The sequence below is a fragment of the Allobosea sp. P5_A5 genome (assembly GCF_056400625.1).
In genome coordinates, this window is the sequence record NZ_JBFUKY010000007.1 from 219,365 (window position 1) to 238,978 (window position 19,614).

Here is a 19,614-nt window from a genome sequence, read left to right on the forward strand (position 1 = left end):
GGATTTGACGTTGAGGACAATCGGCATGGCATTTCGTTCGACGGTTGCGTGGCGCATCGGCCTGCTCGGCCTCGCCGCGGCCGGGGCGCTCGCTGGCTCGGCCGGCAGCGCCGCCGCGCAGTATTACTATTACGAGAACCGCCCCTATCCGCCCGCCGATATCTACGGCTATGGGCCTCGCTACGACGACGGCTACGATGATGGCTATCGCGAGCGATATGCTCCCCCGCGTCGCGCTCCGGCTGCGGTGACGCCGCGCGAGATCGGGCGGATCGCCGCGCAGCGCTACGGTTTCGTCAGGGTCGATCGACTGACGCGCAGCGGCGACGCCTATCTCGTCGACGGGATGCGGGAAGACGGCCGCCGCCAGCGCCTCATCCTCGATGCGTTCGCCGGTGGCCTCATCCGCCGCGAAGCCTTGGCATCCCCCTCGGTGCCCGAGGGTGCGCGGATCGACCCCCGCGAACCGGCCCGCCCCATTGCGCCGCGCTCGAATGCGGCGCGCAAGCCGCCGGAGCGCCCGACAGAACTCAAGGGACAGGCGGGTACGCCCCCAGCCATTCCCGCCCCATCCATCGCCGCCCCAGAGACGCCCGCAATCCCAAGGCCTGCGCCGGTCCCCCCGGCGGAGAAGAACCCACCTGCCAACAACGCTTCGCCGGCGCCGGCAACCTCACCCCCGCCTGCTACACCACCTGCGCCAGTCGATCCTGCGACGGATCGGGACAAACCCAAGCCGGTCGATCCGAACGATGTCCGCGCGCCGCAATGGTCGCAGCCGACGCCGGAACCGGACGTCAAGCCCCCGGTGCCGGCAGCGACGGCTCCGACGCCACCTGTGCCCCCCGCCCCGGCCACGACACCGCCTGTGCAGGGCCAGGACACGGGTTCGGCTCAACCCAAGGCCGAGACCGTCATCCCGCCGGTGACCCCACTCGACTGACAAAAAGGGCCCCCGTCGCCGGGAGCCCTCTCGCCTCGAGCGTTCAGCGCGATGGCAACGCTGGTTAAGCGGCCTTGGCGGTCTCGACCTTGGCCTCGATCACCTTGGCCGAACCGGCGCCGATCGGAATCTGGCGTGGCTTCTTGGCCTCGGGGATTTCGCGGACGAGCTCGATATGGAGCAGCCCGTTCTCCAGGCTGGCTCCGGTGACCTGGACATAGTCGGCGAGCTGGAAGCGACGCTCGAAGGCCCGCGCGGCGATGCCCTGATGCAGGACCTCGCGCTGCTGGCCGTCCTCGGCGTTCTTCTCGCCCTTCACGGTGAGCGTGTTTTCCTTGCTCTCGATCGAGAGATCGGAATCGCCGAAGCCCGCGACCGCGATGGTGATGCGGTAGGCGTTCTCAGCGGTGCGCTCGATGTTGTAGGGCGGATAGCTCGGCGCCGCGTCGTTGCTGGACGCCTGGTCGAGAAGCGAGAACAGGCGGTCGAAGCCGACGGTGGAGCGGTAGAGCGGGGAGAGATCGAAATGACGCATGATATGTCCTCCAAGAAGCGACGTTCATAAGGCCCGCCTCGCCTGAGCACGGGCCGTTTCCGGTTTGCGCAGCCGGTGTCCGGCCTGCGCAGGGATGATCTGGTAAGCGGTTTTCGGCTTTTCAAGAGGTGACGGAGAGGGGCATAAGCAAGCTCGCGAACCCGCCCGCTGACGCTCGCCGCGCCGGTTGCAAGCGCCGGAGATCGCACCGGAGACCCCATGGCCGAGGCCAGCTTCTTCAACCATCCCGACTACCCCCTGCCCGGCCACGGCAAGGTCTGGATGGCCATGGCGCGAGACGGCGCTCAGCTGCGTTTCGCCAGCTGGCATCCGACGGTGAAGCCCGTGCACGGCACGGTGGTTCTGATTCAGGGCAGGGCCGAATTCATCGAGCGCTATAGCGAGACCATCGCGGAACTCCGCCGCCGTGGCTTGCATGTGCTGACCTTCGACTGGCGCGGCCAGGGCGGTTCCCAGCGCTTCGTCCGGCGCGGCCGCAAAGGCCATGTCGGATGGCTCAGGCACTATGAGGCCGATCTGGCGCTGGCGATGGCCGAGATGCAGGCGAAGTTTCCGCTTCCCTATTTCATCCTGGCCCATTCGATGGGCGCGGCGCTCTGTTTGGATGCCGCCCGACGCGACGCCCTGCCGGTCTCGCGCATGGTCGCGCTCGCGCCGATGCTGGGGCTTTCGATGGTCGGCCGGCCGCAGGCGGCGAGCCGGCTCGCGAGCTTTCTGTTCTGGCTCGGTTTCGGCAGGGCATTTGTTCCGGGCGGCAGCGACACGGCCATCGCGACCAAGCCGTTTCTGGGCAACCGCCTGACCAGCGACGAGGCCCGCTATGCCCGCAACAGCACGCTTTCGGCTGCGGCGCGCGATTTGTGCATCGGCGACCCCACCATCGCCTGGGTGAGAACCGCCTTCCGGCTGATGACGCGGCTGAATGCTTCCACGGCGGCCAGCGAGGTCAAGGTGCCGACGCTGATCATCGCCGCCGGGCAGGACCCGGTCGTCTCGACGCCGGCGATCGAGCGCTTCGCGGCTCGTCTCAAGACCGGCGCGGCGCTGGTCTTCCCCACGGCCCGCCATGAAATTTTGATGGAGAGCGATGCGATCCGGGCGCAGTTCTGGGCGGCTTTCGACGCCTTTATCCCCGGCGAGGACGCATCAGCCGGCGAGCAGGGCGAGCGCCGCCTCGTGCAGCGACTTGCTGGCGGCGGCGAGGACGCGCCCGCCCCCGGCGGCGCTGCCGCCATCCCATGAGGTGACGACGCCGCCGGCGCCCTCGATGATCGGGATCAGCGCGACGATGTCGTAGGGCTTCAGCCCGCTTTCGATGACAAGATCGACATGGCCCGCCGCGAGCATGCAGTAGGCATAGCAATCGCAGCCATAGCGCGAGAGTCGCACCTGGGATTCGACTCGCGCGAAGGCCTCCGCCTCGGCGCCTTCGAACAGCGCCGGCGATGTCGTCATCAGCGTGGCCGTCGAAAGATCGCTTCCCTGCCGGGTGCGAAGCCGGCGCGGGCCGCCGGGGCCGTGGTAATGCGCCTCGCCGCCATCGCCGAAGAAGCGTTCGCCGGAGAAGGGCTGGTGCATCATTCCGTAAACCGGCGCACCGTTGCGCGTCAGCCCGATCAGCGTGCCCCAGACCGGGATGCCCGAGATGAAGGCCCGCGTGCCGTCGATCGGATCGAGAACCCAGACATATTCGGCATCGGTGTTCTCGCTCCCGAATTCCTCACCCAGAATGCCATGCTGCGGAAACTGCTGACCGATCAGCCGTCGCATCACGGCCTCGCCTGCCTTGTCGGCTTCGGTCACGGGATCGAACACGCCGCCGCCCGACTTGTCCTCCGTCGCGTGATGGGCGCGGAAGAACGGCAGGATCACCTGCCCCGATTGCGTCGCAAGCTCGGCGACAAAGGCCTCGAAATCGACTGCACTCACGATTGGACCTGCCGTTTATTGCGCCGCACCATTATGGCTATCCTGCTTAAAGCTTTCGTTCCGGCAGCGCCAAGCCTCGCGCAAACGGTTCGATTCGCAACGATTTTCGATTTGTCATGCACAAAATGCATAGCTAACCCGATGCCCGACAATTCCGCTTGCGCACTCCCATCGGTCAGACTTATTGTGCACTTGCGAAGGGGAGATGACCTCAAGCCTTTGCATGCCCTCCTTGGGCGTTTCCTCCCTAGACTTGGGCCGCCACGCAAGTGTGCGGCCCTTTTTTTTGGCCGCGTTCCTTCGGTTGCCCGCGCTGTCTCGGTGCACGCCCAGCGCCTACTCGGCGGCCTCGCGCCAGTCCTCCAGCCAGCCGCTCCAGCGGGCGAAGCAGTCCGCCATCGCGCGCGAGACGACATCCTGCAAGGCCCCGAAACCGGCATTCGGCGTCAGTGTGGCCTCGTCCATGTAGAGCGCGCGGTTGATCTCGATCTGAAGCGCATGCACCCCCGCACTCGGCGCCCCGTAATGCTCGGTGATGAAGCCGCCGGCATAGGGCCGGTTGCGCGTGACACGGAGCCCGAGCTTGGCGAAAGCCTCCTCGGCGATGTCGATGATGTAGCCGGCCGCGCTCGTGCCGAAGCGGTCGCCGAGGATGATATCCGATTTCGGCAGGCCGTCGCGGTCCAGGCCGGCAGAGGGCATCGAATGAGCATCGACCAGGATGCACGTGCCGAAGGCGCCCTGCGTGCGCTGGACGAGCCCTCTCAGCGCAGCGTGATAAGGCCGATACAGCGCCTCGATCCGCTCCAGCCCTTCCGCGATGGGGATACGCCCGAGATAGATGTCCTGCCCGTCGCCGACGATCCGCGGGATCGTTCCAAGGCCGCCCGCCACCCGCATCGAGCGCGTATTGGCAAAGGCCGGGACGCGCCCTTCGAACATGCGCGGGTCGAGCTCGTAGGGCTCGCGGTTGAGATCGAGATAGGCGCGCGGGAACTCCGCCACCAGCAGCGGCGCGCCGAGCGCGACGCTCTGGGCGAAGAGCTGGTCGACGAACGCATCCTCCGAGCGCCGCAGGCTCCGCAGCGGCAGCCGTGCACGGGCCACGAAATCACGCGGATAACGCCGCCCGGCGTGGGGCACGTCCACCACGACGGGCACGATCTGCAGGGCCGGCTGGTAAAGGCTGAAGGGGCGTTCGATCTCCCCGACGACATCGTCGGGTCCAGGCGGGAACGGGTCGGAGGAAAAGCTCATCGCCCGCGACTGAAGCACATAAAGCCGGTGCTTAGAAAGCGCCCTCGCGCATCCGTGCGCGGCGGCCGGGGATTCATCAGTTGTTTACCATAATGCGGCTTGATACCACGACTTGGTTTCAACGGGGCGGCCGGGTCGCTACCCAGCCCTTCGGGCCCGAAGTCGACGGGCGCCAGATGCATCGGGACGGACGCAGCCCTCGCCCGGGGCAGCATCCGCTACACAGGCCTCGGGGACGGACAGAACTGGCCCATGACGAAGATTTTGCTCGCGGAAGACGACAACGACATGCGTCGTTTCCTGGTCAAGGCCCTGCAGAACGCAGGCTACGACGTCGCCTCGTTCGACAACGGCCTGTCGGCCTATAACCGTTTGCGCGAGGAGCCGTTCGAGCTTCTGCTGACCGACATCGTCATGCCGGAGATGGACGGCATCGAGCTGGCCCGCCGCGCCACCGAACTCGACCCCGACATCAAGGTCATGTTCATCACCGGCTTCGCGGCCGTGGCCCTGAACCCCGATTCGCAGACGCCGAAGGATGCCAAGGTGCTCTCCAAGCCCTTCCATCTGCGCGAGCTGGTCAACGAGGTCGAAAAACTGTTGGCGGCGTGAGATCCGAGGCGGCGGATTCGTCTCGCAAAGGGCAGGCCCACTTTTCGGCCCGATCCTCTTGCCAGCCAAAGGACGAGCCGCTATAGCCCCCTCACCTCGCAGCGTGACTGCGGCCGCAAGGCCCGGACACGCTACCGACCGCAGCATGACAGGTGCGGTAACGGGCGCGTAGCTCAGCGGGAGAGCACTACGTTGACATCGTAGGGGTCACAGGTTCGATCCCTGTCGCGCCCACCATTTCTAAAACCCCGGACATCGCTGACAAAGCGGTTTCCGGGGTTTTTCTTTGCGCGCTGTCTTTCGGAGCGAGAGAACCAAAGGCGCCGTCGGCGCGGTTCTGTGCGGTCTCGTCTGGCCGGTTTACGGCCCGCCAACGCTTGGCAAGTGTGTAAGCCCTACGACGCGTCCAAACTTCGACAGCAGCGCGCGACGATGCCCATGGCGGGACGATCTATCACCGCCCTCGCCGCCCGTGGCTTGTCCGAAACTAATATACTAGTTATGAAATCGGTCCGGTGATGCAGGGGCAAGCTTGGCGGTGACCGACAGCGAGACAGCGACAGCGGGACCGGCACGGCGCACGGCGGCAGCGGCGATCCGCGATGCCCTGCGCGCCGACATCGTCTCGCTGGCGATACTGCCGGGGGCGCCTATTTCGGAAAAGGATCTCGCCGAGGCGCATGGCGTCAGCCGCACGCCGGTGCGCGAGGCGCTGCTCAAGCTCGCCGATGAGGGCCTGGTCTCGATCTTTCCGCAATCCGGCACCTTCGCATCGCTGATTCCCTTCCGGGCCTTGCCTGAAGCGCTGGTGATCCGGCGTTCGCTGGAGGAAACCTGCGCGCGTCTGGCAGCGCAGCGCGGAGCCGGCCGGATCGATCGTCTGGCCCGCATCATGGATGAGCTGGCCGCGCGTGCCGAGCGCGGCGAGCGGGAACGCTTCCACCTCTCCGACGACGCCTTCCATGCCTGCATCGCCGAGCTTGCCGGGCACCCCGGCATCTGGCGGTTCACCCAGCAGGTGAAACTCCAGATGGACCGCTTTCGGCGGCTGACCTTGCCGCAGCAGGGCCGGATGGACCGTGTCCTGCGCGAGCACGCAGCCGTCGTCGAGGCGATCGGCCGCGGCGATGCAGACGCTGCCGCTCATGCGATCGGCGAGCATCTCGGCAAGCTGCAGGACGACCTCCTGGCCGTCGCCGAGCACAACCAACCCTATTTCGACATGGGCGACGGATCGGAGCGGCCGCGTCGGCCGGCTTCCACCGTCGCCCGACAGGAGACGACATGACCATCGACATCCGCCAGGTTTCGCACCCCGAGGCCGTCAAGCATTTCGATACCGCCGAGCTGCGTCGCCATTTCCTGATCGAGACGCTTTTTGTCGCTGGCGAGGTCAAGCTGACCTACAGCCATCTCGACCGCGTCATCGTCGGCGGCGCCATGCCGACCGATAAGGCAGTGGTACTACCGACGCCCAAGGCGGTGGGCACTTACGCCTTCCTGAAACGCCGCGAGCTTGGCATCGTCAATGTCGGCGGCCCCGGCAAGGTCTCGGTCGCAAGCCAAGATCATGCGCTCGCCAAGCGCGACGCGCTCTATATCGGCAAGGAGGCGGGCGAGGTCTCCTTTTCCAGCGACGAGCCCGGAAACCCCGCAAAATTCTACCTGCTGTCGACCCCCGCCCATGCGGTGCATCCCACCCGCGTGATCCGCGAGTCCGATGCCCGGACGCTCCCACTCGGCGAGCAGGCGACCGCGAACAAACGGACTATCCGCCAGTACATCATCCCCGGTATTTGCGAGACCTGCCAGCTCGTCATGGGCGTCACCACGCTGGACGAGGGCAGCATCTGGAACACCATGCCCTCCCACACCCATGACAGGCGCTGCGAGATCTACCTCTATTTCGACGTGCCGCAGGATGCCCGCGTCTTCCACCTGATGGGCGAGCCGCAGGAAACCCGCCACCTCGTCGTCGCCAACGAGCAGGCGATCCTGTCGCCGGGCTGGTCGATCCATTCCGGCGTTGGGACGAAGGCTTACTCCTTCATCTGGGGCATGGGCGGCGACAATGTCGATTATACCGACATGGATATGGTCGCGACCGGGGATCTGCGCTGATGGTCACGCCCTTCGACCTGACCGGCCGCACCGCCATCGTCACCGGCGCCAATACGGGCTTGGGGCAGGCCATCGCGGTTGCGCTGGCGCAGGCCGGCGCCGGCATCGTCGCGGTCGGTCGCTCCAGCATGGCTGACACGAAGGCTTTGGTTGGCGAGACCGGCCGCCCCTTCCACGAGATCACGGCCGATCTCGCCACGCTGGAGCCGATCGCCCGCATCGTCGAGGAGGCGGAAGCGGCGGCGAAGGCCGATGGCTCGCGGCTCGATATCCTCGTCAACAATGCCGGCATCATCCGCCGCAACGACGCGATCGACTTCACCGAGGCCGATTGGGACGCGGTGATGGACGTCAACCTGAAGTCCACCTTCTTCCTGACTCAAGGCGTGGCCAAGCGCATGCTGGCCGACGGCAAGGGCGGCAAGGTCATCAACATCGCCTCGCTGCTCTCCTTCCAGGGCGGCATCCGCATCCCCTCCTACACGGCGTCGAAGAGCGGGCTCGCCGGGCTGACGCGGCTGCTGGCCTGCGAGTGGGCCAGCAAGGGGATTAACGTCAACGCCATCGCGCCCGGCTATTTCGTGACCAACAACACGGAAGCCTTGCGCGCCGACCCCGCGCGCAACGAAGCCATCCTCGCCCGCATCCCATCCGGGCAGTGGGGCCAGCCTGAGGACATCGGCGGCGCAGCTGTCTTCCTCGCCTCGGACGCGGCAGCCTATGTCCACGGAATTGTCCTACCCGTGGATGGCGGCTGGCTGGCGCGCTAAAGCGGAAGCGGGTGGAGGCCGTCTCGATCGATTCGACGGCCGTCAGGCTTGGGCGGCGAAGTCGCGCAGCGTCCGGACCATGTCGGCATGGCGGAAAGGCTTGCCGAAGAACCGCCCTCGCTCCGGCATCATTTCCGGCGGCACCGTGCGATGTCCGGAGACGATGACGATCTCCAATGGCGGCCAGCGATCTCGCACCATCTGAGCGAGTTTCAGCCCGTCCATCGAGCCGGGCATATCGATATCGGTCAGGACGATGGAAATCTCGGGATGGCCGATCAACATCGCCAGGGCCTCGTCGGCGGTGCCGGCCTCCAGCGCGATCATGCCGGCGCTCTCGATCATATCGACAGCGTCCATCATGAGCAGAGGTTCGTCCTCGACGACCAGGATGACGGTTTTTTGCAGCGCCTTGGCGGACGACATGGGGCGCGCCTCGATCATGTTTAACGAGATGGAACGTCTGCCGAAAAACGCTGGCGCTCCAGAAATCGAATAACTCGGCTTGCTCCTGCCGGTTCCTGACAATCGCAGCGAGCAGCCATGATCAGGGCCTCGCCCAGCTCATCTCAGACGAGCGGCACCTCGCATCGCGCCGATCAAGCGCAACCGTATTGGCTGGTTCAGCCGCGCAAACTCGCGATGACCGGCTGGCGGTAGGAGAAGATCGCCGGCAGCAGAGCCAGCAGGCTACCCAGCAGGCATAGCATGCCGACTTGCATCAATTCGTTCGAACCCAGCGCCGGCGACAGCGTCAGGCCGGTCCGGGCAGCGACCACACCGGACACCGCCCAGGTACCGGCGGAGCCAAGCCCGAGTCCGACCACGCAGCCGGCGGCGATGAGGACGACCGTCCCGAACCAGGTCACCAGCAGGACATAGGAACGCGGCGCGCCGAGCGCCCTCAGCGTGCCGTAACGGCGCCGCCTGAGCCCGTTGACCGCGATCAGCAGCAGCACGACGCTTGCCAGGATCAGAACGGTATTCGCGGCGGACGCGATGACAAGGATATCGCTGATGTCGCCCAGCGCCCCATAAAGCGAGACCAGCACCTCCGCCGGAAAGAAAGCCATGGTCCCGCCCTGGCGATATTGGGCCCGCAACGCATAGGCGCCGGCAACACCCTTCGGCTTGACCACGATCGCCGGGACGCCCGGCACGCGCTTGGCATCAAAAGGCGAGCCGAGCCGATCCGCGACAGGTTCGCCGGCCGAACCCTGATGCCAGAACGGCGCCTCGCCCGTCCGTCGATCCGAGGCGTGGCCGTTACCGAGGCCGTGGATCTCCCAGACGCTCTCGATCGGCACGAGGATCGCGCGGTCCCAGGGCGACCCCAGACGCGGCAGCCGACCGACCACGGTATAGCCCTGGCCCGTGTGCTTGTGAGCATCCTCCTCCGCATCGGACTGGCCGAGTTTCGCCGCATGACCGGCAGCGCCATGCGACGGCGTGATCGCATCGCCGAGCCGGTACAGCACATCAGCGCCCAGCACGGCCTCGCCCTCCCCCGTGAAGAGCCGGCCTTCGCTCGGCGCGAGACGACCCCAGCGCGAGGCGAAATTCGCTGTCGTGCCGATGATCGCATAACCCCGGCTGACGTCGCCAAAGGCGATCGGCGCGACCTGGCCGACGCGCTCGTCACGGGCAAGCGTGTCGATCAGCCGGCCGTCGATCAGCGGCAGGGCATCCGGCTGGACGTAGACGGCCGACATCAACAGCTGTGTCTGGCTGCCGGGCGCGCCGATGAGAAGGTCGAAATCGTTGGCGGCCGCAGCAGAGCCACGACGCAGTGCCCGCTCCTGCGCGCCGATAGCCACGCCGGTCGCGACCGCGAGCGCGACGAGCAGCATGATCGCCGGCGCGGTCCAGCGCAGCGCCCTGAGATCGGCGAGCACCATCGGAAGCGGATTCATCATGCGGCTTTTCTTGGTGAGGGCCGCGACAGGTCGAGCTTGCGCTTAAATCGCGCCAGCAGCACCGGGTCATGCATCGCGCAGACGAGGATGGCGCCGTTTTCAGCCGCCGTCTCCAGCAGGAGATCGGCGACCTCCTCGGCATGGGCCGCATCCAGGCTCGCCGTCGGCTCGTCGGCGAGGATCAGCGCGGGCCGGTTGAACAGCGCGCGCGCGATCGCCACGCGCTGCTGTTCACCGCGCGAAAGCAGGCTCGCGCGTCGCCGCGGATCAGGCAGGCCCATCCGGCGGATCAGCGCCGCGACCCTCTCCTGCTCCGTCCCGCCCAGCCGCCAGCCCGCGAAGCGCGCCGGCAGCGCGATATTGCCGGCGATGTCGAGCTCGGGAATGAGATGGAAATCCTGGAAAACGAAGCCGATCGTCTTCCGGCGCCAGCGATCCCGGCCGGTTTCCGACAATGCCGACACGACCTCGCCGTTCCAGCGGATGCTCCCGCGCGACGGAGCGACCAGCCCTGCGATCAGGTGCAGCAGCGAGCTCTTGCCGCAGCCCGAAGGCCCGCTGACACCGAGCTGAGCGCCTGCGTCGAGCGACAGCGCGGGAATGTCGAGCAGTCGCAACAGCGCGCCATCCGCGTCGCGATGGTCGAGCGCCAGATCGTCCAGCACGAGCCTTACAGCCGCCCGCTCAGGCAAGGGCAAAGCCGGCATCGGTGATCCTGATCTGGCTGACGAAGCCGGTATCGGCATCGGTGGCCGAGCCGATCTCGAGGCGCCCGCTGACGGCCACCTTCCGGCCGGCGCTGACCATCGGCGTCTCGTTCTTCAGCGTCACCACCACGATGTCGACCGGCCAATCGGCATCCGACTGGCAAAACGGGCAGATCGCCAAGGGCTCCCGCGTCAGCACGAAGAAATGGCTCTCCGCCTTGAGCGGCGGTGCCATGTAGCCGACGATCCGCACGCTCTGGCCGCGCAGCGCCGTGACACGGTCGGAGAACTGAAAGCCGAGCACGCCGAAGGATTTGTAAAGGCTGTCGAAGGCGATGGTTTCCAGCTCGGCCGCGTACGCTGCTGGGACGAGACACGCCGTCGCGAGGCCGGCAAGGGCTCCGCGACGGGTCATGACAGTGATCGGGCCGCGTCGACGCATGCTGGCCTCACTGGCCCCGATCATCGGCTTACTTGCCACCCAGCGCCAGCGCTTCCGTCATCACGCGGAAGACATAGGTGTTGGGCTTGTGGCCGCGGAATTTCTCCGAGCCCGGCCCCATGGCGGTCAGCACCACGTCGTCGGCCGCGTGCACGCCGCTATTGGCATCGAAGGGCAGATTGCCGATCTTGCGCGCCGCCATCGGCACCGCGCAATCCTTCTCGTTGGCGATGTTGGTCTTGCCGTCCGGGCCCTTCACGGCGGGCACGCGCTCGCCATCCATCGAGGGGTGGCCGGTGTCGCAGGTGTCGGGATAGCTGCCATAGACCACCGCGAGGCGGCGCGAGGTGTTGATGTCCGTCGGATAGCCGTCGGCATCGAGCGGGCCGTAATTCGGCGGGGTGGACTCCGCGTAGACGCCGAGCTTGTCGCGCAGCAGCTGCCCCGGACGCTCGTCGTCATAGGTGCCGATGATCGACATCGGGTGCGAGTGGTCGGCGACGACGATGATCAGCGTATCGTTGCGATCTCCGGCGAAGTCCTTGGCGACCTTCACGGCGTTGTCGAGCATGATCGTGTCAAAGACCGAGCGCTCCCAATCGAGCGAATGGCTGTATTTGTCGATGCGGGCCGACTCGACCATCAGGAAGAAGCCTTCCGGATTGCCCTTGAGCATGTCGATGGCGGCCTTGGTCTGCTCGACCACATCCGGCTGGTCCGGGAACTTGGCGACGGAGCCCTTCTTGGCAAAGCGCAGATCGAACAGCCCGTCGACATTACTGGTGTTGTAGAGTCCGAGCAGCTTCTTCGCGCCGCCGGCAGCGGCCGCGTTCATCTCGGTCTTGGTGGTGGCGAGCGTGTAGCCGGCCTCCTTGAACTTCGCGATGAAGTCCTCATCGTCCGTGCGCTTGGAGCCGGGCGTCGTCTTGGGCAGGAAATTCGGCGAGCCGCCGCCCATGATCACGTCGGGCTTCACCGCGTAGAACATCTTGACGATGTCGTTGTAGTCCGAGCGGCGGCGGGTGTGGGAGACGATGCCGGCCGGCGTCGCATCCTCGATCTCAGAATTGGTAACGACGCCGAGCGCCATCGTGCCGCGACGCTTGACCAGTTCGCCGATGGTCTCGACCTTGGGCTGGTCGAGCGAGCCCTTGTTCAGCGCGCAATAGACGCCGAGCGCGTTGACGCAGCTCTTGTGGCCTGTGGTGTAGGCATGCATCGCGTTGGCGCTGTCGGTGACGATCGAATCCGTGCCGGATGTCGAGATCAGCGCCATCGCAGGCATGTCGTCCATGGCGAGTTCGCCGCTGTACTTGCCCTCTTTCCACCCCTTGGAGAGGATGCGCGCCGCCGTGCGGTTGGCGACCGTCATGCCGTCGCCTATGAACAGGATGACGTTCTTGGCCTTGCGCGGCTCGGCAGCGGCAAAGACGTCCCAGTTGACGACCGACTTGCTGCCGCCCTGCGTGGCTTCCACCGTGTAACGGCCGGCCGGCAGGGAGGCGCCGCGCAGCCACAACGCCGAGTGCTTCTGGCCTTCTTCGTTCTGGACGAAATCGGGCGCTTTGCCGAGGATCTCAGCGACAGGCTTGCCGTTGATGGTGACGCCGACATCGCCCTGCGCCGGCCCGTTCGGGAACTCGACCTTGAAGTCGAAGCGGGAGCCGGCGAGAATGTCCGCGCGATCGATCGGATAGATCGTCTGCGCGAAGGCAGAACCGCCCGCCACGCTCGCGGCCAACGCCGCCGCCAACCACAGATATCCCCGCATCGTCGCTCTCCACCCCAGGCAAGATGGAACGAGGACCTAACCGCTCAACATGACAGTTTTATCAAGGATATTCGGCGGCTAAATATTCGATTTGAGGGCCCGGTCCTCACGGGGTCCGGCATCGTCGGGCAGCCTGCCGCCGCACCTTTAACAGGGCGGCGACAGGTTTTATCGGCGGTTCACGCCAGGCAAGGCTCACCGCGTTCCGTCATCGCCGCTTCCATCTGCGGCTCTTCCGGCTGCGGTGCCCAGCCGCTGACGCTCCAGCTCTTCAGCGCCGCCCAGGTCGAGCGCTCGAGCCGGAACTGCTCGCAGGGGAACAGTCCGCCTCGCGCCGGCAGCGCCTTCAGCAAGGAGCCCTCGGCCCGGAAGCCCGACTTCTCCAGCACTCGCCGCGAGGCCGGGTTGATGACGCGGGTATCCGCATCGATCGCGGGGATGTCGACGAGCGAGAACAGCGTGTCGATCAGCCCCTGCGCCGCTTCGGTGGCGTAGCCCTTGCCCCAATGCGGGGTGCCGAGCCAGTAGCCGATGAACGGCACGCCCGATGCCTGCCGGTGCGCGCCGATCATCCCGATCAAGTCGTTCGGCTTGGCGCGCGGCGTGATGCCCAGGACGAGATGCTCGCCCAGCGCATTGCCCTTCCTTGTCGCGAAGATGAACGGCTCGACGGCTTCCGGCGGGTAGGGATGCGGAATATTCGCCGTCATCTCCGCCACGGCTTTCTCGCCGGCCTGGCGCAGGATGGCGCCGGCGTCGCCCATGCGCGGCCAGCGCAGCCAGAGACGGCGAGTCTCGAGCCGGAAGACGTCGTCGCGGGTCAATTCGGGGAACATGGCAGTCTCTCCGGCGGCGAAAACGAAAAAAGGAGCTGGGACTTTCGGTCCCAACTCCCCTTTCGTTTGACCTTTGGGAGACCCTGAATGGGCCCTGCCCTCTGATCCGATCGGTTCGTTGGAACCGGCGGATCGAGAGACTGTCCCGTCCGCCTTTTACTCTGCGGCCTCTTGGGCCGGTACCACGTTCACGAAAGCTCGGCCGAGTTTGGTCGTGAATCGGACGCGCCCGTTCGACGTCGCGAAGAGCGTATGGTCTTTGCCCATGCCGACATTGGCGCCGGCATGCCACTTCGTGCCGCGCTGACGAATGATGATGTTGCCCGGCACGACAGCCTGGTCGCCGAACTTCTTAACGCCGAGGCGCCTGCCTTCGGAGTCGCGGCCGTTGCGGGACGAGCCGCCTGCCTTTTTGTGAGCCATAACGCCCTACCTCAAAAACTATTCATGTCTTCAGTAACCCGAATCGGAGGCCAGCGCCACCCGTCTCGGATACGAAATGCCGGAACGCCATCCTGTCAGGAGAGACAGGCCGAGGCCGCAGCCTCGTCGATGGCAATCCGGCGCGAATATCGACGCCGGGAAAACCCCGGAATCAGGCCTCGGACGCCTCGTCCTTGGCCTTCTTCGCAGGAGCCTTCTTGGCCGCTGCCTTCGGGGCCTCGGCGCCGGCCTCGGCCTTGGCGGCCTTCGACGGCTTGGCCTTGGTCTCGCTGACGGCGTCCTGCGGCGCGGCGGCCGCGACTTCGCCCTTCTTCATCTCCGGCTGCTTGCCGCCGGTGAGGATATCGGTGATGCGAATGATCGTCAGCTCGGCGCGGAAGCCACGCTTGCGCTTGGAATTCTGGCGGCGACGCTTCTTGAAGGCGATGACCTTCTCGCCGCGGGCCTGCTCGACGATCTCGCCGGCGACGGTGATCTCGCCCAGCGACTTGGTGTCGAGCGTGGTCTTCTCGCCTTCGGTGAGCATCAGCACGGAGCCGAAGGCGACGGTGTCGCCCGGGTTGCCCTCGATCTTGGCGACGGTGATGCGGTCGTTGGCGGCGACGCGGAATTGCTTCCCGCCGGTCTTGATGACTGCGAACATTTTGTCCTCCATGTTCGGCCCCGTCCTGTCATGCTGTCCGGAACGGAGCGCATGCGGGACGGCTTTTTGGCAGTCGATTGCGTGATCGGTTTGCGGCTTCAGCCAGCGACGCATCGCGCGGGCCAAAACAGATCGGGCGCGGGTTTCCCCACGCCGGATGGGGCTCGATAGTCGCAAGCCGCGCGCAGGTCAAGCGCAAGCAGGCACGGCACGCGCTCCAGCAACGGAACGCCCGCTCCGAACGATCGCGGCCCCGCCCGTCGATCTCTCCTGAAATCGGGATCGGGCATCGTTATCGCCGCTTTGGGCTTGCCCCTCCCTGAGGGCTTGTGTAGTAACCAGCCCGCTTCGACCGAAGGCGACCGCGGACAGGTGGCAGAGTGGTTGAATGCACCGCACTCGAAATGCGGCATACCTGCAAGGGTATCGGGGGTTCAAATCCCTCCCTGTCCGCCACTTCATTGGCCTATGCCATTGAAATAATTGGTATCTTTCAAGACACCTGAGCGCCCACCCCACTTCTTACCCCACCATCCAACATTGATACCGGCGCCAGGTTTATCGGATCATGTCTGTGGCCTCAGATTGGATCGCTCGGAACATGTGCCGGCCCCTCGTGTTTCGGACGCTTCTCTAAGCGTTCGGTTACAACATGCTGCGCCTTCTCATCGTGACGGAAACGATCCAGACGGCCGAGCGCCCAAGAAGCCGCAAACGGGCAGAACGTCTTCGGAGAACTACGCCCGCATCCTTTCCGAGATCGACCAAACCGCGACATACGAACCGATCCATCCTGCCGACCCGGATTGAGGCACAGGAGGAAGCGATGGCTGACGACAAAACCGATCGCAGTCTTCAGGACCGCGTGCGCATCAATCTCTACGAGGATTACGAGCTGGCCCGAGCCTTCTGCAGTGAACGAATCCAGTTGATGGCAATTGCCAAAGCCACCCCGATCGCTGCGCCTTTAACTGCGCCCCTTGCCCATATCGCCAAGAAGGGCTCGCTAGTCCAGAGGTGGATCTGGCTCGCCGCCAATAGTGGCAGGAGATTGCCGACAGCTCCGAACAGTGCGCCGTAGATTGCCCATCGCCACCAGATCATTGATCGCCATCCCTAGTATCTACTCGCCACTTAGGTGGGCGCACGCCCTGCATTCCAACTCTGGACTGGCTCTGGCCTTTCGAGCGGCCAGGCCCGGATCATTGTGTCACCAGTTTTTGCGCGCTGCCGGGGCCCAGTCGGCGCCAAACGTCTTCACAGACACTTGGTCGGCCCGGCATGAACTTCTCTTTTAAACCCTTGATAGCTAAATCAAGTTCGGGTGTCAGAGGTCTGTTCAATAGCTGCTTTCTTGTTACGAATGCACTGGCCAGCATTTCATCGAGCCGTTCAGTCTGAATACGCAGGCCGCAAGCCGTTTGAGCCATGTCCAGTTCGATCAAGAGGACCGTCATACGGGTTTCGTTACCCGTTTCAGCATGCGCTGGTCCTAATATCAGCCACGCGCCGAATACGAGCACTACTTTTAGTGCCGTCGATCGCCTGCAATGTTGTCCATTTATTCCAGCCATTGATTGACCCGTATTTGCCGTGCTGCGACTAGGCGGAATAGATCCGTGAAACGAACGCTTTAGGTGACGAGATAAGCGGCAGGGAGGTTAATTGGCCACAGAGCCTTCAGCCGAATGGATTCCAAGGAGCGTCGACAAAGATCAGCTTCCGATAAAGATCCGGCACAAGGCGCCTGACTATACCAAGATTGATTTGATGGTTCTTGTTGAACTTAGCTTCGCCAGCCGGCCCAAGATACAAAGCTGGCATGGGCTTTAGACCTTTGTGGTCTTTTCTGAGCGGGCGCTTCTTGGTGCTTGCAAATACATTTGTGACCGTGATGGTGAAGAAATCGCCGTCATCGAACTTAAGACCATCCGGAAGATAGTCGAAGTAGGCGCCGTATCGCCCATCTACTGTGTGCGCCAGTTCGTGAATGATCGTCTCTTCGTAGGTGTCGCCCGGGCGAAGACTCCCCGGGAAGTCAGCAGGCGTAATCATGACCTTCGCGTCGGAAGGGTCTGAAGAGGGATAATTAACGGCCCCCATGTCGGCGGCTGTTTTATCGTAGAAAATTACGACCTTGCCTGTCACTGCATCAAGGATCAGTTTGCCTACCGGATTGGCAAGGAGGTTCGCAATCGCCTTTTCGGTCGCAGCGATCCATTTTTCCGCACTTACTGGAACGCTGCTTGTGCTCGTGCCATACGGATCGAAGCTAATATTCGGTTTGTGCTGGCTGACCGGAAGGCCAGCCCGGAGCACACGGGCGGTGTTCCACTCGTCGCTCGCTACGCCAGCAATCCGAAGCCACTCGGTTTGCTGCCGCCCTGCGCCGTCGAAAACAGCGATGGAGTCGTTCGCGACCAAACCGGTTGCCGTGTAAAGTCGCAGCCCCGGTTTAGTCGGGCCACCGCGTACGTTTATTCGGAATCGCGGGTGGTCGCTCTGGACGCGGACGGAGATACGATCGGTCCCAGGATAATAAACGTTGATATTGGCGCTTCCAGATTTGCTGTTGATCAAGATTTGCCCAACACGGGGTTCCCAATAATTTGCAGGAACTGGATCTTCAACGAAATGAGGCATGGACCAGCGTCTCTTATACCGAGCATCGATGCCCGCGCTCGCCCGCGCGGCTATACCGCTTCTCAACCCTCGCTGGCATCGGTCCAAAGCTAGCGCCCGCCGCTAGTCAGCGACGTCGTTCAAATGGATGATCGGACATCGTTACAAGAACAAGGTGGGCGGCGGTCATCGACGCCGGTCACGTGCGGCCAGCGTCGATCTTGAACACCGCAGCTTCATCCGCCTCGTCACGAAGGCCCTTATAGGACGCGTGTCGCAGGTGGCGGTCATCAGTCCAGGCGCGGAACTCGATCTCGGCCACGAGTGCTGGAGTGAGCCAGCGGGCAGCCTTCCGCCGGCCCGTCATGGGTGCAGCCGGCTTCGACACCATGAGCGCGTCCATCTGCTTCCGGAGCGCCGGTCCTGAAGCCGCAGAAAAGCCAGTGCCAACCCCGCCGACATAGACCAGATTTTCGCCTTGCCTAGCCGCAAGCAACAGCTTGCCGATACCGCCAAGCGCAGCGCTCGACGGCTCATAGCCTATGATGGCGAAGCTCTCGGACCGGACACATTTGATTTTGAGCCAGTCGCCGCCCCGGCCGGATTGGTAAGGCGCAGATCGACGCTTGGCGATGATGCCTTCGAGACCCAGTTCGCACGCCAGCTTGAGGAATGGCCCACCCTCTGTGTCGATCTCCTCGCTCAGGCTGATCGAGCCATGCGGCTGCGAGGCCAGGGCATCCGCTAGCATCTCACGGCGATCGGTCAGCGGCATCGGCCGCAGGTCATGGCCATTCAGATAGAGCAGATCGAAGGCGTACAGCCGGGCCTCTGATGCGAACCGCCTTCCGCCGCGCCCGCCTAAGGCTTTCTGGAGCGCTCCGAAGTCTGAGGCACCGCGCTCGTCGAGCACAACCGCCTCTCCATCCAGGATGGCATTGTCTAGCCCGAGTTCGAGCGCATCATGCGCGATGGTCGGGAAGCGGCTCGTCCAATCATGGCCGCCACGCGTCAGAATGCGGACCTGCTTGCCCAGGATATGGACGGCCAGCCGATAGCCGTCCCATTTGACCTCAAAAGCCCAGTCGTCGCCGGCAGGAGGTTCGCTTCGCAGCAGCGCCAAGCACGGCTCTACGCGGTCGGGCATAGGATCCGCGAAAAGATCCGCTGCAAGCTTGCGCTTCCGCCGGGAGAGCGACCCTTGGACGATATCACCGCCCAGCCCGGCTTTGAGAACCCGACGCGCACACATGAACGCAACCCACGCAACGAAACGAGTCGCCAACGGGCGGCCGAGTGATTCGTTCCGTGGTGGCGAAGTGACGCGGTAGCCGGCCGGAAGCGACCTATGCCATGCTCGCAGAAGACTAGGAGGCTGGATTGCCCAAGGAAAAGCTAAAGGTCATCGAGGTCGAAGCCTGGGAGGGCGGTCATCATGAAACGACGGGCAAGGTCGTGGTGGTATTCCGCTACTCCGATAGGGAACCGCTTGCCTGGGGCTGCGATCCAGACATCGCCGAGGAGATCGGAAAGGGCTTGCTCGCCGTGGCCGCCGACGCCCGAAAGCGGAAGCATTGACCCAAAACTAGAAAGCCCGGCACTCCGAAGCGCGACCGGGCGACAGCCTAGGAGCGACGCGGCTCGGTCCCGTTTAGCGCGCGCACAATGGCTTCCGTCGCTTCCTCGGCATCGGCCTCTCGCTGCGCATGATCGGCCTGAATCTCTTCACCGGTCTTGCCGCGAAACTTCAGAGATGCCTCGTAGATGCGAGCGCCTTCTGCATCGTCCACATCGGCATTGAGATCGACCGCAGATCCGTCCGGCAGGGCATCGTGCGCCATGTCGGCGAGCGCCTCTTGAGCCGCATCGGACGCGGCCCTGTCATTTGGGAATTCGTGATCGGACACGTCTGGGGACGCCGGCTTACCGTCATCGGTCGTGAAATGGTACTTCGGCATCGGTAGCACTCCTCTGAGGAGAAATGCTGACCAGCGGGGGCGGTTCCCGGCGAACGTAGACGGCTCCTGCTTGGGCTGCATGTCGCC

At 64.5% G+C, this 19,614-nt stretch carries 23 protein-coding genes and 2 tRNA genes; 10 read left to right on the forward strand and 15 right to left on the reverse strand.

What is annotated here, in order from left to right:
- The first annotated feature begins 25 nt into the window (after window positions 1–25).
- Window positions 26–943 (forward strand): hypothetical protein, encoded by a 918-nt coding sequence (locus AC1DR6_RS15700; protein ID WP_476830178.1) that lies wholly within the window; start codon window positions 26–28, stop codon window positions 941–943.
- A 64-nt stretch (window positions 944–1,007) separates the two neighbouring features.
- Here AC1DR6_RS15700 and AC1DR6_RS15705 read toward each other — a convergent pair whose 3' ends face one another.
- Complete coding sequence (locus AC1DR6_RS15705; protein ID WP_476830179.1) at window positions 1,008–1,478, reverse strand: Hsp20 family protein; 471 nt, start codon at window positions 1,476–1,478, stop codon at window positions 1,008–1,010.
- A gap of 219 nt (window positions 1,479–1,697) precedes the next feature.
- Between AC1DR6_RS15705 and AC1DR6_RS15710 the strand changes: the two genes are divergently transcribed.
- Complete coding sequence (locus AC1DR6_RS15710; RefSeq protein WP_476830180.1) at window positions 1,698–2,741, forward strand: alpha/beta fold hydrolase; 1,044 nt, start codon at window positions 1,698–1,700, stop codon at window positions 2,739–2,741.
- Here the strand turns inward: AC1DR6_RS15710 and hisN are convergent.
- Window positions 2,646–3,428 carry a histidinol-phosphatase gene (gene hisN, locus AC1DR6_RS15715; protein WP_476830181.1) on the reverse strand — a complete coding sequence of 261 codons (783 nt, stop codon included), beginning with the start codon at window positions 3,426–3,428 and terminating at the stop codon, window positions 2,646–2,648. The two genes, AC1DR6_RS15710 and hisN, sit on opposite strands and share 96 nt — an antisense overlap.
- Before the next feature lie 336 nt (window positions 3,429–3,764).
- Entirely contained in the window at window positions 3,765–4,685 is a 921-nt protein-coding gene (locus AC1DR6_RS15720; protein WP_476830182.1) for an N-formylglutamate amidohydrolase, read from the reverse strand.
- Window positions 4,686–4,937: 252 nt separating this feature from the next.
- Between AC1DR6_RS15720 and cpdR the strand changes: the two genes are divergently transcribed.
- The 5 genes from cpdR (at window position 4,938) to kduD (ending at window position 8,188) form a co-directional block, all read left to right on the forward strand.
- Entirely contained in the window at window positions 4,938–5,297 is a 360-nt protein-coding gene (cpdR, locus tag AC1DR6_RS15725) for a cell cycle two-component system response regulator CpdR (protein ID WP_038363805.1), read from the forward strand.
- Window positions 5,298–5,459: 162 nt separating this feature from the next.
- Window positions 5,460–5,534: transfer RNA gene (locus tag AC1DR6_RS15730), tRNA-Val, on the forward strand.
- A gap of 301 nt (window positions 5,535–5,835) precedes the next feature.
- Entirely contained in the window at window positions 5,836–6,585 is a 750-nt protein-coding gene (locus AC1DR6_RS15735; protein WP_476830183.1) for a GntR family transcriptional regulator, read from the forward strand.
- Entirely contained in the window at window positions 6,582–7,418 is an 837-nt protein-coding gene (kduI, locus tag AC1DR6_RS15740; RefSeq protein ID WP_476830184.1) for a 5-dehydro-4-deoxy-D-glucuronate isomerase, read from the forward strand. Before AC1DR6_RS15735 ends, kduI begins: the two co-directional genes overlap by 4 nt.
- Entirely contained in the window at window positions 7,418–8,188 is a 771-nt protein-coding gene (gene kduD / locus AC1DR6_RS15745; RefSeq protein ID WP_476830185.1) for a 2-dehydro-3-deoxy-D-gluconate 5-dehydrogenase KduD, read from the forward strand. Before kduI ends, kduD begins: the two co-directional genes overlap by 1 nt.
- 42 nt (window positions 8,189–8,230) lie before the next feature.
- On the opposite strand, the gene AC1DR6_RS15750 is transcribed toward kduD, so the two are convergent.
- The 8 genes from AC1DR6_RS15750 to rplU all read right to left on the reverse strand — a co-directional run bounded on the left by AC1DR6_RS15750 (window position 8,231) and on the right by rplU (window position 14,947).
- Window positions 8,231–8,614, reverse strand: coding sequence for a response regulator (locus AC1DR6_RS15750; RefSeq protein WP_476830186.1), 384 nt, complete (start codon window positions 8,612–8,614; stop codon window positions 8,231–8,233).
- Window positions 8,615–8,811: 197 nt separating this feature from the next.
- Window positions 8,812–10,104, reverse strand: coding sequence for an ABC transporter permease (locus tag AC1DR6_RS15755; protein ID WP_476830187.1), 1,293 nt, complete (start codon window positions 10,102–10,104; stop codon window positions 8,812–8,814).
- Window positions 10,101–10,811, reverse strand: coding sequence for an ABC transporter ATP-binding protein (locus AC1DR6_RS15760; RefSeq protein ID WP_476830188.1), 711 nt, complete (start codon window positions 10,809–10,811; stop codon window positions 10,101–10,103). Before AC1DR6_RS15760 ends, AC1DR6_RS15755 begins: the two co-directional genes overlap by 4 nt.
- Window positions 10,789–11,226 carry a hypothetical protein gene (locus tag AC1DR6_RS15765; protein WP_476830189.1) on the reverse strand — a complete coding sequence of 146 codons (438 nt, stop codon included), beginning with the start codon at window positions 11,224–11,226 and terminating at the stop codon, window positions 10,789–10,791. The genes AC1DR6_RS15760 and AC1DR6_RS15765 overlap by 23 nt, the downstream gene beginning before the upstream one ends.
- 55 nt (window positions 11,227–11,281) lie before the next feature.
- Entirely contained in the window at window positions 11,282–13,024 is a 1,743-nt protein-coding gene (locus AC1DR6_RS15770; protein ID WP_476830190.1) for an alkaline phosphatase, read from the reverse strand.
- Window positions 13,025–13,203: 179 nt separating this feature from the next.
- Window positions 13,204–13,860: a GNAT family N-acetyltransferase gene (locus tag AC1DR6_RS15775; protein ID WP_476830191.1), complete on the reverse strand. Its 657-nt coding sequence runs from the start codon at window positions 13,858–13,860 to the stop codon at window positions 13,204–13,206.
- A 156-nt stretch (window positions 13,861–14,016) separates the two neighbouring features.
- Window positions 14,017–14,283, reverse strand: coding sequence for a 50S ribosomal protein L27 (gene rpmA / locus AC1DR6_RS15780; RefSeq protein WP_476830192.1), 267 nt, complete (start codon window positions 14,281–14,283; stop codon window positions 14,017–14,019).
- A 172-nt stretch (window positions 14,284–14,455) separates the two neighbouring features.
- Window positions 14,456–14,947 carry a 50S ribosomal protein L21 gene (gene rplU / locus AC1DR6_RS15785; RefSeq protein WP_476830193.1) on the reverse strand — a complete coding sequence of 164 codons (492 nt, stop codon included), beginning with the start codon at window positions 14,945–14,947 and terminating at the stop codon, window positions 14,456–14,458.
- A 366-nt stretch (window positions 14,948–15,313) separates the two neighbouring features.
- On the opposite strand from rplU, the gene AC1DR6_RS15790 reads away from it, so the two are divergent.
- Both AC1DR6_RS15790 and AC1DR6_RS15795 read left to right on the forward strand, forming a co-directional pair.
- Window positions 15,314–15,403 (forward strand) — tRNA-Ser (locus AC1DR6_RS15790).
- 370 nt (window positions 15,404–15,773) lie between these two features.
- Complete coding sequence (locus AC1DR6_RS15795) at window positions 15,774–16,028, forward strand: hypothetical protein (RefSeq protein WP_476830194.1); 255 nt, start codon at window positions 15,774–15,776, stop codon at window positions 16,026–16,028.
- Between the two features lie 121 nt (window positions 16,029–16,149).
- Here the strand turns inward: AC1DR6_RS15795 and AC1DR6_RS15800 are convergent, their stop codons facing one another.
- From AC1DR6_RS15800 to ligD, 3 genes are all read right to left on the reverse strand, one after another.
- Window positions 16,150–16,404, reverse strand: a complete 255-nt coding sequence (locus AC1DR6_RS15800) for a hypothetical protein (RefSeq protein ID WP_476830195.1) — start codon at window positions 16,402–16,404, stop codon at window positions 16,150–16,152.
- A gap of 223 nt (window positions 16,405–16,627) precedes the next feature.
- Window positions 16,628–17,590, reverse strand: coding sequence for a M35 family metalloendopeptidase (locus AC1DR6_RS15805; protein ID WP_476830196.1), 963 nt, complete (start codon window positions 17,588–17,590; stop codon window positions 16,628–16,630).
- Window positions 17,591–17,768: 178 nt separating this feature from the next.
- Window positions 17,769–18,821, reverse strand: coding sequence for a non-homologous end-joining DNA ligase (gene ligD / locus AC1DR6_RS15810; RefSeq protein ID WP_476830197.1), 1,053 nt, complete (start codon window positions 18,819–18,821; stop codon window positions 17,769–17,771).
- Window positions 18,822–18,949: 128 nt separating this feature from the next.
- Here ligD and AC1DR6_RS15815 point away from each other — a divergent pair, with 128 nt between their 5' ends.
- A complete protein-coding gene (locus tag AC1DR6_RS15815) occupies window positions 18,950–19,147 on the forward strand; it encodes a hypothetical protein (protein ID WP_476830198.1) in 198 nt (65 codons plus the stop codon).
- 47 nt (window positions 19,148–19,194) lie between these two features.
- On the opposite strand, the gene AC1DR6_RS15820 is transcribed toward AC1DR6_RS15815, so the two are convergent.
- Window positions 19,195–19,608: a DUF6894 family protein gene (locus AC1DR6_RS15820; protein ID WP_476830199.1), complete on the reverse strand. Its 414-nt coding sequence runs from the start codon at window positions 19,606–19,608 to the stop codon at window positions 19,195–19,197.
- Window positions 19,609–19,614: the final 6 nt, after the last annotated feature.